The organism is Streptococcus humanilactis (genome assembly GCF_019448275.1).
Classification (GTDB): domain Bacteria; phylum Bacillota; class Bacilli; order Lactobacillales; family Streptococcaceae; genus Streptococcus; species Streptococcus humanilactis.
The window spans coordinates 175356-188790 of sequence record NZ_JAHXBZ010000001.1 but is presented as its reverse complement, the minus strand read 5'-3'; the positions used below and the strand labels follow the sequence as shown (position 1 = coordinate 188790).

Sequence of the window (13435 nt, the reverse complement as noted above, 5' to 3'; positions counted from 1 at the left end):
GCAAGAAGACACAATAGCTAGTCTTTGCTACTGTCTAAGTTGGCTTGTGCATAAGCCTGCCAGATTTTTTGTTGGGGTTTGGCAAGTGGAACATCCTTGAACTCTTCTGGTGAAAGCCAGCGAACTTCCCTATCTGAAAAATCATGGAAGTCAGTCACCTGACCTGCTACAATTTGAACATGCCACTTGCGATGGCTAAAGATATGCTTGACAGTCTCAAAATAAACATCGAGCCAATCAACATCTAAGTCATAGTCCTGCTGGAAACTCTCTTCTGGACTGGGTCCAAAATTCACACTTTCTTCTGCAACCTGATGAAAGAGGTCAAACTGCTCTTCTTGCGAAAAGTTATCAACTTCTATCAAGGGGAAATGCCAAAAACCTGCCAATAACTTTTCACTTTCATTTTTTTCAAGTAAAAATTGTCCCTGAGTATTTTTGACCACCAAAGCTTTAAGATAAATTGGGACAGGTTTTTTCTTGGGAGCCTTAATTGGATAACGATCCATGGTTCCATTCTGATATGCCGCACTAAAGTCCTTAACTGGGCTTTCTTCTGGTCTGGGATTTACAGGCGCCTCAATATCAGACCCTAAGTCCATCAAGGCTTGATTAAAGTCACCCGGACGTTCTGGATCAATCAAGACTTCCATCATTGCCTGAAAAATTTTGCGATTACTTGGAATGCCAATATCATGGTTGACTTCAAACAGACGGGCCAGCACTCGCATAACATTACCATCTACAGCTGGCTCAGGCAAGTTAAAAGCAATACTGGAAATCGCGCCTGCAGTGTAAGGGCCAATCCCTTTCAAGCTGGAAATTCCTTCATAGGTGTTTGGAAATTGGCCACCAAAGTCAGTCATAATCTGCTGGGCTGCAGCCTGCATATTGCGTACTCGAGAATAATATCCCAGTCCCTCCCAAGCCTTCAACAAACGCTCTTCAGGCGCATTCGCCAAACTTTCTACTGTTGGAAACCAGTCCAAGAATCGTTCATAATAGGGAATAACCGTATCCACTCTGGTCTGCTGGAGCATAATTTCAGACACCCAAATATGATAAGGATTTTTACTTCTACGCCACGGTAAATCTCGTTTGTTTTCATCATACCAAGTGAGAAGTTTCTCACGGAAAGAACTAATCTTCTCCTCCGGCCACATGACAATACCGTATTTTTTCAAATCTAACATATCTCTAGTATAACACAGAAGATTTCACCTGTCTTTATATCCGATTTATAATATTTTCAATAGATAGTATATGACTTTTCTTTCTACTTAAATATTTTTAATATGACTTCAGCTGAAAATCAATAAAATATCATAGAATACGATCATCCACCTTCATGGTTTGATGTTGAGACAAATAATACTCAATGAAAATCAAAGAGAAAACTAGGAAGCTAGCCACAGGTTGCTCAAAGCACTGCTTTGAGGTTGTAGATAAGACTGACGAAGTCAGTCACATATATAATCCAAGGTGAAACTGACGTGGTTTGAAGAGATTTTAGAAGAGTATAAAAACTCAGCACTATTAGAAAATAATGAAAATGCTGGTTGACATCATCCTAAAACAAGTGAAAAAAGGAAAAATAATATTTTGCCCCAAAAATGCCCCAAAAGCAAAAGAAAAGCCTGTCACACAAGCTCAAATGCTTGATATGACAGGCTTTTTGAACGCCAATTATTTAACAGCGTCTTTAAGAGCTTTACCAGCTTTGAATGCTGGAACTTTAGAAGCTGCAATTGTGATTTCTTTACCAGTTTGTGGGTTGCGACCTTTACGTGCAGCACGCTCACGAACTTCAAAGTTACCAAAACCGATCAATTGAACTTTTTCACCAGCTGCAAGGTAGTCAGCTACTGCTGAAAATACAGCTTCAACTGCTGCTGCTGAGTCTTTCTTAGTCAATTCTGTAGCTTCTGCTACTTTAGCGATCAAATCTTGTTTGTTTGCCATGTTAATGATTCCTCCAAATTAATTTCTAATTAACAAATATAATCATATCCTAAAATCCCTTATAGGTCAAGTTAAAAACGCTGTTTATTCGCATTTTCTTTATTTTTTTAGGAATGGTAACGTACCAAAATAGCCCACGCATTCTCGCCTGTATGAGTCTGAATAATAGAACCGGTTTCTAAAACAGAAATTGGTTTTTCAACATAGGCTTGTAAACTTTCTTTCATCTCTTTTGCCCAGTCAGCATTACCAGAATATGAAATTCCAATCTCTGCTACAGGACGTTCAGAGAGCGATGTTCTCAACTCATCCAGCCATTTTTTAAAGGTTTTAGCACCGCGACCTTTAACCATTGGCTGCAATTCATGGTCCTTCATCTGCATGACAACACGGATATTGAGAAGTGAGCTCAACAATCCAGTTACACGGCCAATTCGTCCACCTTTTACTAGATTTTCTAGAGTAGAAACACCAATATAGAGCTCCGTATGGTTTTTTACCTCTTCAACGTGAGATAAAATTTCCGCCATATCTTTGCCTTCTTGTGCTAATTTCGCAGCCTCAACAACTTGGAATTTCAAGGCTTGGTCAGTAAATGAACTATCGATGACTGTCACGTCGGCAGTAGATAGGCTGGCACCTTGGCGTGCTGCTTCTACAGTCCCCGAAAGAGCATGGGACATATGAATAGCAAGAATCTGGCTACCATCTTTGCATAGGTCCTCAAAAACTTCAGCAAAGACACCTACAGGAGGTTGACTTGTCTTAGGAAGATTCTTACTTGCTTGCATCAACTGAAGAAATTTACCTTCTTCTTTCAAATCCGCATCAGAATAAACAACATTATCAATCATTACAGATAATGGAACAATTGTAATATCTAATTGTTTTACTAGTGCTGGTTCAATAGTAACAGATGAATCGGTTACAATCTTAATTTTTGTCATAGTATCAATCTTTCTATTTTAGGATTCAGATTGGTTTTCTTACTTCTAATTATATCAAAAAAAGATTAAAAATCCTAATAGAGTCAATCAAATTTTCCGTAAAAATTTGATATAATCAACTTATAAGAAAAGAGGTTTCCTATGATTAAAAAAATTTACCCCATTTTAACCATTTTACTAGGTGCTGCTATTTATGCTTTTGGCCTGACTTATTTTGTAGTTCCCCATCATCTCTTTGAAGGAGGGGCGACAGGTATTACCCTCATCACCTTTTATCTTTTTAAAATCCCTGTTTCCCTCATGAACCTGCTGATTAATATTCCCCTTTTCATCCTAGCTTGGAAAATATTTGGAGCTAAATCTCTCTATTCTAGTTTGCTTGGAACCTTAGCTTTGTCAGCTTGGTTGGCTTTTTTTGAGCGTATTCCCCTTCATATTGACCTTCAAGATGATTTACTGATTACTGCACTTATAGCGGGAATTCTATTGGGAATTGGCCTTGGAATTATCTTTAATGCTGGAGGTACAACTGGTGGTACTGATATTCTAGCTCGTATTCTCAATAAATACACGCATATATCAATGGGAAAACTGCTCTTTATCTTAGATTTTTGTATTCTCATGCTCATTCTCCTAATCTTCAAGGACTTGAGATTGGTTTCCTACACGCTCTTATTTGATTTTATCGTTTCTCGTGTCATTGATTTGATTGGAGAAGGTGGCTATGCTGGTAAAGGCTTTATGATTATCACAAAACGTCCTGACCAACTTGCTAAAGCGATTAATGATGACCTAGGAAGAGGCGTTACTTTTATTTCTGGTCAAGGCTACTATAGTAAAGAAAATTTGAAAATCATTTACTGTATTGTCGGAAGAAATGAAATTGTGAAAATGAAGGAAATGATTCATCGAATCGATCCTCAAGCCTTTATAACTATTACAGAAGCCCATGAAATCCTTGGAGAAGGATTCACATTTGAAAAAGAATAAAAAGAGGTAATGTCGTGACCTCAAAAGTTAGACTAAATCATCTATCTTTTGGGTTACAGACAACCTCTTTTCTTTACTCAAACTCTTAAGACCAATTCCGAGCTACTTCTTCATCAGCCTTTAACTGATCCACTAATTGGTCAACTGAGTCAAATTTGGTCATATCTCGAATGCGATCAAGCCAATAAACCATGACGGTTTCTCCATAAATATCTTGATTAAAATCAAAAATATTGACTTCAAAACGTGCTTCTTCTCCATCAAAGGTCACATTTTTCCCGACACTAGCCATAGCACGATACTTCTGTCTTTGAATCTCAACATCAACGACATAAACACCATCTGCTGGCATATAAGTACGGTCTAAAAGCATCAAATTAGCTGTTGGATAACCAATCGTACGACCACGAGCATTGCCATGAACCACCATCCCTCTTGATGGAAGCGGTGCCCCCAAAAGTTCTCCTGCTTCTTTCACATTTCCATCTAAAATAGCTTGACGGATACGAGTTGAACTAATCTTTCCTTTCTCATCTTCTACAGGTGGAACGATAATGACTTCTCCATCAAAGTAATCTTTTAAGTCTTCTGCCGTTTTTTGGTCAGAACCAAATGTATAATCAAAACCTGCAACAATAATTTTGGCATTCATAGCCTTGATATAAGTTGCAAAAAATTCTTCTGCCGTGAGACTAGCGAATTGACTACTAAAATCAAGGAGATATAATTCTTCTACGCCTTCACGCTTTAATTTTCTTTCACGTTCAGCAGGGTTCAAAATATGTAAAAACAGATCAGGATGATAAGGCTCTAAAGCGATCTTTGGAGATTCATTAAAGGTCATAACGACGATAGGTAATAAATCTTTTCTCGCAGCCTTATTGGCAACGCGAAATAATTCTTGATGTCCTTTATGTATACCATCAAAATAGCCGAGAACAACGACTGAATCAGATGGTGTACCAATATCTTTTTGGTTTTTTATAGGAATAGTAATAATCATAAAATAATTATATCATAGCGATAGCTATTTCTGGAACAGAAAATCTGAAATGTCGTTTTTTTCACCTGAAATAGCCATTTTTGCAAAAGGAGTAGCATGCAAATATATATTGACTCTGATATACTAGAATTACAAAAAAGGTGAACGATTAACATCATAAGCCATTCCCAATTTATTCTTATCGTATCACAATTCATCATCATCCTTGAGTGAAGAACTGATAGTTGAATAGCCTGCACTAATATCGCAAAAGGCAGCGTTTTCTGACGCTGGCTTTTAAACTGTGAAAAACTTTTCTAAACTAGATTGCTTCTGTAACAAAACTACGACTTTCAAGTACCTTAAGCATGGCATTAGCTGTATCTAGGGCTGTAAAGAGTGGTACACCATGTTCAATGGCTGAACGACGAATTTGCTCACCATCTTCGTCAGCAGTTCGTTTTGTTCCTACTGTGTTAATGATAGCTTGAATTCTTCCTTTGCGTACAAAACTTGGAATATCCTGATCATCATCACCAATCTTACCAACAGGTTGGGCTTGCAATCCATGACTAGCAAAGAAGGCTGCTGTCCCTTCTGTCGCGAGGATTCCATAGCCAATATTTTGGAAACGACGAGCTAAGTCCAAGGCTTCTTCTTTGGCATCATCAGCAATGGTAAATACAACATTACCAAAGGTTGGCAAGTGCAAGTAAGAAGCTTCAAAAGCTTTATAGAGAGCTTTTTCCAAAGTCGTATCAGAACCCATAACTTCACCTGTTGACTTCATTTCAGGACCAAGCAAGCTGTCTACTTTAGCTAGTTTTGTGAAGGAGAAGACAGGTGCCTTGATATGAACGCGGGTGCTTTCAGGATAAAGTCCATCTTGGTAGCCAAGTTCTTCAAGTTTTTGACCAAGAATGAGCTTGGTTGCTACTTGAGCCATAGGGATATTGGTCACTTTAGAAAGAAATGGAACCGTACGGCTGGCACGTGGATTGACCTCAATAACGTAGACTTTTTCATCCTTGATAACAAACTGGATATTCATCATTCCAAGGCAGTTAAGACCGATTGCTAGGCGTTTAGTATAGTCTGCGATTGTTTCTTGGACCTTTTGAGATAAGGTTTGTGGTGGGTAAACGGCCATTGAGTCACCTGAGTGGACACCGGCACGTTCGATATGTTCCATAATACCAGGGATAAGGACATTTTCACCGTCTGAAATGGCATCAACTTCGCACTCCTGACCAACAATGTAAGAATCGACAAGAACTGGGTGGTCTGGACTAGCCTTAACAGCAGTTCGCATGTAAGAACGAAGGTCTTCTTCGTTTTCAACGATTTCCATAGCACGTCCACCAAGTACATAAGATGGGCGGACAAGAACTGGGAAGCCAATCTTGCGAGCTGCAAGAACTGCTTCTTCTTCATTGGTAGCCGTTTGTCCTGGTGGCTGTGGAATATCCAAATCTTTAAGAGCTTGCTCGAAGAGATCACGGTCTTCGGCACGGTCTAGGTCAGCGACCTGTGTACCAAGGATGGTCACACCTGCTTTTGCCAATGGCTCCGCAAGGTTGATAGCTGTTTGACCACCGAACTGAACGATAACTCCCTTTGGTTGCTCCAAGTCGATGACATTCATAACATCTTCGAATGTCAATGGCTCAAAGTAAAGCTTATCTGATACAGAGAAGTCTGTTGAAACGGTCTCTGGGTTTGAATTCATGATGATGGCTTCATAGCCAGCAGCCTGGATAGCCTTAACCGAGTGAACAGTTGCGTAGTCAAACTCAACCCCTTGACCGATACGGATTGGACCTGAACCTAGGACTAGGACAGATTCCTTATCAGACTTGATAGACTCATTTTCCCATCCATAGGTTGAATAGAAATATGGTGTTTCAGAGTCAAACTCTGCCGCACAAGTATCTACCATCTTGTAGACTGGGACAATCTTGTTTTCCAAACGAAGCTGACGAACTTGGTCTGCAGTCGTTTCCCAAAGTTCAGCAATCTTACGGTCTGAGAAACCATTGAGTTTGGCAGTTTTCAAAACATCTAGATCTTGTGGCTGGGCACCTAATTCTTGCTCAATCTCAAAGATATGCAAGAGTTTATCAAGGTAGAAGATATCAATCTTAGTCAAGTCAGCAATCTCTTCTGGTGTATAACCACGACGAATTGCTTCTGATACATAGAAGAGACGGTCATCCTGGGCTTTGACTACTTTTTCAATCAAGGCATCATCAGAAACTGCTGCAAGTTCAGGCATTTCATTGTGGTGCACCCCAATTTCAAGAGAGCGACAGGCCTTAAGGAGAGATTCTTCGATGTTTCGACCGATAGCCATGACTTCTCCAGTGGCCTTCATCTGTGTCCCAAGACGGCGCTCACCTTTTTCAAACTTGTCAAATGGGAAACGTGGAATTTTCGCAACAACGTAGTCGAGGGCTGGCTCAAACATGGCATAGGTTGAACCTGTAACTGGGTTGATGACCTCATCCAGGGTCAAACCAACTGCAATCTTAGCAGCCAATTTGGCAATTGGGTAACCTGTAGCCTTAGAAGCAAGGGCTGACGAACGCGATACACGAGGGTTTACTTCGATAACATAGTACTTGAAGCTGTGTGGGTCAAGGGCCAGCTGAACGTTACATCCCCCTTCAATCTTGAGGGCACGAATAATGCTCAAGCTTGCGTCACGAAGCATTTGGTTTTCATAGTCTGACATAGTCTGAGCTGGGGCAAATACAATGGAATCTCCTGTGTGAATCCCGACTGGGTCAAAGTTTTCCATGTTACAAACAACCAAGGCATTGTCAGCTGAGTCACGCATCACTTCGTATTCGATTTCCTTGAAACCTGCGATTGAACGCTCAATCAAACATTGGGTCACAGGTGACAATTTCAATCCATTTTCAGCGATTTCACGCAATTCTTCCTCATTAGCACACATACCACCACCAGTACCACCAAGTGTAAAGGCTGGACGAACGATGACTGGGTAGCCAATTGTTGCTGCAAAGGCAACTGCTTCTTCTACTGTGTTAACAATTTCAGATTCTGGAATTGGTTGGTTGAGCTCTTCCATCAATTGTTTAAAGAGGTCACGGTCCTCCGCTTGGTCAATGGCAGATAATTTAGTTCCCAGAAGCTCAACACCAAGTTCATCTAGGATACCATTTTTAGACAATTCCATGGCCATGTTGAGCCCTGTCTGACCACCAAGGGTTGGTAGCAAGGCATCTGGACGTTCCTTACGAAGAATACGCGTTACAAACTCAAGTGTAATCGGTTCAATATAAACCTTGTCCGCAATCTCCTTGTCCGTCATGATGGTGGCAGGGTTTGAGTTAACCAAGACAACCTCATAACCTTCCTCTTTCAACGACAAGCAAGCCTGGGTCCCAGCGTAGTCAAACTCAGCAGCCTGACCAATAATAATCGGACCAGAACCAATCACCATAATTTTTTGAATATCAGTACGTTTAGGCATAGTTTATGATACAAAGCCCGTAAAGAACACAGTGAAAATAGGAAACTCGGTGCAGACGCCTTCAGCGTCAAGACGATGTTTATCTTTTTCACACAGTTCTTAGGGCGTGTTCACTTCCGCGAACAATGTATCTTCTCCTTTCTATTCGGCAACTCTCAGGTTGCCATTAAATAAATTCTCCGACGATTTTTTAGCGAAACGATACTTTTCGGTAAAAAATCTAGTGCAGGGAGTTTTTAGTTCGCCTGATAGCGACTAAAAGAAACGACCTGCCTTTCTATTCGTCGCCTCACAGAGCGACATTAAATAAGATACAAAGGACGAATAGAAAGCGATTGATTTTTAGGAAACCAAGGAAGGATTGACAATCCAAATTGGTTTCTCTAAATTCCGAGCTTTCCGTCCGTGTTCAATTAAATAAATTCTCCGACGAGCTTTTACTCGTTCTTAGTTTGATTGTTTAAAAGCTTCCATCATCTCGATAAACTCGTCGAATAGGTAGCTTGCGTCGTGTGGACCAGGTGCTGCGTCTGGGTGATATTGAACAGAGAAAGCAGGTTGGTATCTGTGACGCACACCTTCAACTGACTTGTCATTGATTTCTTCATGGGTAATAATCAAGTGCTCTGGCAAATCCTCACGGCTAACTGCATAACCATGGTTTTGACTTGTAAAATCCACACGTCCGGTAGCAATTTCGCGAACCGCATGGTTGAATCCACGGTGTCCAAATTTCATCTTATAGGTCTTAGCACCATTTGCCATAGCAAAGAGTTGGTGTCCCATACAGATACCAAAAATTGGAATTTTTCCTTGCACACCACGAATCATATCCAGTGCCTGTGGAACATCTTCTGGGTTACCTGGACCGTTTGACAACATAACTCCGTCAGGATTGAGATGGAGAATTTCTTCAGCCGTTGTCGAATAAGGAACAACTGTCACGTTACAGTTGCGTTTAGAAAGCTCACGTAAGATTGAGTGCTTGAGACCAAAGTCCACTAGCACCACGCTCAAACCAACTCCTGGAGCTGGATAGGATGTTTTAGTAGAAACCTGCTTGATATTGTCCGTCGGCAAGACTGTCGCTTGGAGCTGGTCCGTCACATGGTCCATACTATCCCCAACATGGGTCAAGGTTGCACGCATGGTACCATGCTTACGGATAATCTTTGTAAGGGCACGCGTATCAATTCCTGAAATACCTGGAATTTTCTTGGCTTTCAAAAATTCATCCAAGGTCATTTGATTGCGCCAGTTACTTGCTCTACGTGCTTCTTCAAAAACAACGACTCCCTTACAAGTTGGAATAATGGATTCGTAATCATCACGGTTGATTCCATAATTTCCTACCAAAGGATAAGTAAAGGTCAAGATTTGTCCATTATAAGACTGGTCTGTAATGGATTCTTGGTAGCCGGTCATGCCTGTATTAAAGACGATTTCGCCTGTTACATCAATATCTGCTCCGAAGGCCTTGCCTTCAAAAACTGTGCCATCTTCTAATACTAGAAGTCTTTTTGTCATATTTTCACCTCTCGTGGACGCTCACTGGCGTCTTTTAACGTCTTGTGTTTTAGTTGGCGTTTCTACTCGCCAGTACGGATTCTAAGATTGCCATTCGAACAAAAACACCATTGGTCATTTGTTGGACAATCCGTGATTTTGGTGCTTCAACCAAGTGGTCTGCGATTTCTACATCACGATTGACTGGAGCTGGGTGCATAAGGATTGCTGTTTCTTTCAAGCGCTCGTAACGTTCTTGTGTTAAGCCATGTTGGGCATGGTAGTCTTCTTTTGAAAAGACTGCACCACTATCATGGCGTTCATGTTGCACACGGAGAAACATCATGACATCCACCTGATCAATGATTTCATCAATAGTTACAAACTGTCCATAGTCTGCAAACTCTTGACTTCTCCATTCCTCAGGTCCAGCAAAATAAAGTTCTGCACCTAAGCGTTTCAAAATCTGCATATTGGATTTGGCAACGCGTGAATGGTCCAAGTCACCTGCAATAGCGACCTTGAGCCCCTCAAAGTGACCAAATTCCTCATAAATAGTCATCAAATCAAGCAAGCTCTGGCTAGGGTGTTGGCCCGAACCATCTCCACCATTGATGATGGAAGTCGTAATCGTGGGACTAGCAATTAACTCTCTGTAGTAGTCAACCTCTGGGTGACGAATCACACAGACGTCAACTCCTAAAGCAGACAAAGTCAAAATGGTATCATAAAGTGTTTCACCCTTATTGACTGAACTAGTCTTCACATCAAAGTCAAGTCGTTCCAATCCCAGTTTAATCTCTGCCACTTCAAAGGACTTATGCGTCCGTGTAGAATCCTCAAAGAAAAGATTGGAGACAATTGAATGGTCTTCATAGGGAAGCTGAGCTCCATTTTTAAACTCAATTCCTCGCTTGATCAATTTCATCACTTGATCGACAGTGAGGTCTTCCATGGACACCACATGGTTCAATGCTTGTTGATTTTCTGACATGGCTACTCCTTTAGCTTTCTAAGCTTCTTCAGTAATCAGAACTCTGTCTTGGCCATCAAGTTCTGTCATCTCTACGATGATTTCTTCAGAACGACTGGTTGGGATATTTTTTCCAACGTAATCTGGACGGATTGGCAATTCTCTATGTCCACGATCTACTAGAACTGCTAAACTCACGCGCGCAGGACGACCATGACCTACAATATTATCAATAGCAGCACGGATAGTGCGGCCTGTATAAAGCACATCGTCCACCAAGATAACTTCGCGGTCTGTCACATCGACAGAAACCAAAGAAGTATCTTCTCCACTTTTAACATCATCACGGAAAGGTTTTGTATCCAATTCCACAACAGGAACTGAAAGATTTTCTAGTTGCTCCAAACGTTCTTGGATTCGGTGGGCGATAAATACACCACGAGTTTTAATACCAGCCAAGACGATCTTATTCAAATCTTTGTTGCGTTCGATAATCTCATAAGTAATACGCGTAATCGCTCGTTTGACAGTCAATTCGTCTACAACTTCTTTTGCCTTCATGATAAACCTCCAAAAAGAAAAGTCTCCTTAAACAAGGAGACTTGAAATGTATAGCCAAGCGAGCCCTACTGCAAACAGTATAGACTTCACCCTACTACTTAATCGTTCTCCTTGCCTGCCTCACGGGACAGGTTTAAAGGAATATTTAGTTATCAAATACTATAGCACAAAGCATGCTTAAAATCAAGCAAAAACTTTTGAAACCCCATCTTATAAATTGCTAAAATCATATAACTGTGAGTACTGGTCACACTCTGGATTTTTAGGATGACAAATGGCTCTTCCAAAATAAATCATGGCCTGATGGGCAGCTAACCACTGCTCAGGCGGCAAGATATCCATGACCCGCTTTTCCACCTCAAGTGGTGTCGCTGATTTTTTGACGATATCGTGGTGTTTGCAAATACGCTCCACATGAGTATCCACTGCAAAGGCTGGAATCCCAAATCCTACACTCATGACAACATTAGCTGTCTTGCGACCAACACCTGCCAAACTCTCTAATTCCTCTCGTGTTTGAGGGACTTGACCATCAAAATCGTCTAGTAACTGTTGGGCACATTTTTTAAGGAATTTAGCCTTATTTCGATACAGTCCCAGGCGAGAAATGTGTGAAGCAATCTCACTTTCAGTCGCCACAGACATGGCTTGTGGCGTTGGAAAGGCAGAAAAGAGACCTGGTGTGGCCTTATTTACCGCTGCATCCGTTGTCTGTGCTGACAACATGACCGCAACCAAGAGTTCAAAATGATTGGTAAAATCAAGACTTGGCTTAGCATCTGGAAAAAGAGCAATGATTTCTTCTAGCACCTTTCGTGCACGTTTTTTTGACAAGACCATTATTCGTCTCCATCAAATAGTCCTTGTAAGCCAGCAAAAGGACTGTTTTCTTCTTTCTTAACAGCTTGTTGAGCTTGGTATTCTTCCTCAGTCATGATTTGCCAGTCATTTCCTGACACAAATCCTTGACCAGCTTCTTCTTCAGCCGTCAAGACCTTGATAGGAATGTTTAGTAGGATATTGTCTGACACGCTCTCAGCAAGGTCAAGTTCTCCATTTTCGATAGGCAAGACCAAATCATCATCTAAAACTTCTTGATCTAGCTGGTTGGTTGCGCCTTCCATGAAAACTTCCGTTACTGGATAAGATTCAACTAACTCAACTGGCTCCATACTGCGACTTGAAGCAAGAACAATGGTATAAGACAACTGATAATCTAAGAAATACATACGGTCTTCGTACTGTACTTTCCCAACTGCAAGGATATCTTTTACATCTAAAATTTCTTGATTACGTGCACGCAGGTCTGCGGCTAGGTCTAAGGTTTGTTCAAAATGCAAGCCTTCAGACTGCTTACGAATTTCTTGAATATTTAATTTCATACTTCCTCCATAAATATTTACTCTCTTGATTATACCATGAAAAAGCTACAAATCAGCCCACCAAACTTTGTAATTAAAATTCGATTTTTTAATATATTTATCACTATATTTTTTGGTGCTATACTATAGGCAAGAATACATGATAGCAAGGAGGATGCTCATATGGAAGACAAAGAACTCATTACTAATGCAACCCAACTCCTATCCGAGTTAAATAAAAGTTTCCAAAGCTGCAAACAGGGTACGGCAGATGATATTCGACTACAAGAGCTGCTAAATACTACTCTGCAAGAGCTCAAAAAAGCGGAAAAGTTGAACAACAGTATCTTAATAGACCTTGAGAAATTTTACCAACGCACCAGTCTTCTGATTGGATTAGGTAGCCTAAAACTAAACGATCAAGCACGTACCGCTTGGCGCAACTATGACAAGTTCCATTACGATCATATCAAACACGTACTAACTCTCTATGGACCTGTTTTCGGATTTTAGAGCATAGAATTTCCAGTTTTCTGTTGACAAAATTTCCTTAAAGGTATAGTATAAAGATACTAATACTCGGAGGTAAGGGAGACATGAACAACTAAGTCTATCAAATAAAGAACCTTTATTTAGTAGATCTTGTTTTTGTCT

At 40.7% G+C, this 13435-nt stretch carries 12 protein-coding genes; 2 read left to right on the top strand and 10 right to left on the bottom strand.

Annotated elements, in window-relative coordinates; all coding sequences use genetic code 11:
• Window positions 1-17 precede the first annotated feature (17 nt).
• The 3 genes from mutY to KV696_RS00895 all read right to left on the bottom strand — a co-directional run bounded on the left by mutY (window position 18) and on the right by KV696_RS00895 (window position 2909).
• On the bottom strand, window positions 18-1193 hold the full coding sequence (gene mutY / locus KV696_RS00905; RefSeq protein ID WP_219966596.1) for an A/G-specific adenine glycosylase: 1176 nt from the start codon (window positions 1191-1193) through the stop codon (window positions 18-20).
• Window positions 1194-1686: 493 nt separating this feature from the next.
• Window positions 1687-1962 carry an HU family DNA-binding protein gene (locus tag KV696_RS00900; RefSeq protein WP_001284642.1) on the bottom strand — a complete coding sequence of 92 codons (276 nt, stop codon included), beginning with the start codon at window positions 1960-1962 and terminating at the stop codon, window positions 1687-1689.
• Window positions 1963-2069: 107 nt separating this feature from the next.
• Entirely contained in the window at window positions 2070-2909 is an 840-nt protein-coding gene (locus KV696_RS00895; protein ID WP_219966595.1) for a DegV family protein, read from the bottom strand.
• Between the two features lie 141 nt (window positions 2910-3050).
• Between KV696_RS00895 and KV696_RS00890 the strand changes: the two genes are divergently transcribed.
• Window positions 3051-3899, top strand: a complete 849-nt coding sequence (locus KV696_RS00890) for a YitT family protein (RefSeq protein WP_219966594.1) — start codon at window positions 3051-3053, stop codon at window positions 3897-3899.
• Window positions 3900-3984: 85 nt separating this feature from the next.
• On the opposite strand, the gene KV696_RS00885 is transcribed toward KV696_RS00890, so the two are convergent.
• The 7 genes from KV696_RS00885 to KV696_RS00855 form a co-directional block, all read right to left on the bottom strand.
• Complete coding sequence (locus KV696_RS00885) at window positions 3985-4902, bottom strand: bifunctional riboflavin kinase/FAD synthetase (RefSeq protein WP_219966593.1); 918 nt, start codon at window positions 4900-4902, stop codon at window positions 3985-3987.
• Between the two features lie 301 nt (window positions 4903-5203).
• A complete protein-coding gene (carB, locus tag KV696_RS00880; protein WP_219966592.1) occupies window positions 5204-8380 on the bottom strand; it encodes a carbamoyl-phosphate synthase large subunit in 3177 nt (1058 codons plus the stop codon).
• A 447-nt stretch (window positions 8381-8827) separates the two neighbouring features.
• Window positions 8828-9907, bottom strand: a complete 1080-nt coding sequence (locus KV696_RS00875) for a carbamoyl phosphate synthase small subunit (protein WP_000166853.1) — start codon at window positions 9905-9907, stop codon at window positions 8828-8830.
• A gap of 49 nt (window positions 9908-9956) precedes the next feature.
• Window positions 9957-10880 (bottom strand): aspartate carbamoyltransferase catalytic subunit, encoded by a 924-nt coding sequence (locus KV696_RS00870; RefSeq protein WP_023942684.1) that lies wholly within the window; start codon window positions 10878-10880, stop codon window positions 9957-9959.
• A gap of 18 nt (window positions 10881-10898) precedes the next feature.
• A complete protein-coding gene (pyrR, locus tag KV696_RS00865; RefSeq protein ID WP_004257972.1) occupies window positions 10899-11420 on the bottom strand; it encodes a bifunctional pyr operon transcriptional regulator/uracil phosphoribosyltransferase PyrR in 522 nt (173 codons plus the stop codon).
• Between the two features lie 210 nt (window positions 11421-11630).
• A complete protein-coding gene (nth, locus tag KV696_RS00860; RefSeq protein WP_219966591.1) occupies window positions 11631-12260 on the bottom strand; it encodes an endonuclease III in 630 nt (209 codons plus the stop codon).
• Window positions 12260-12802 carry a YceD family protein gene (locus KV696_RS00855; protein WP_000773212.1) on the bottom strand — a complete coding sequence of 181 codons (543 nt, stop codon included), beginning with the start codon at window positions 12800-12802 and terminating at the stop codon, window positions 12260-12262. The genes nth and KV696_RS00855 overlap by 1 nt, the downstream gene beginning before the upstream one ends.
• Before the next feature lie 162 nt (window positions 12803-12964).
• Here KV696_RS00855 and KV696_RS00850 point away from each other — a divergent pair, with 162 nt between their 5' ends.
• Window positions 12965-13294, top strand: a complete 330-nt coding sequence (locus tag KV696_RS00850) for a hypothetical protein (RefSeq protein ID WP_049521173.1) — start codon at window positions 12965-12967, stop codon at window positions 13292-13294.
• Window positions 13295-13435: the final 141 nt, after the last annotated feature.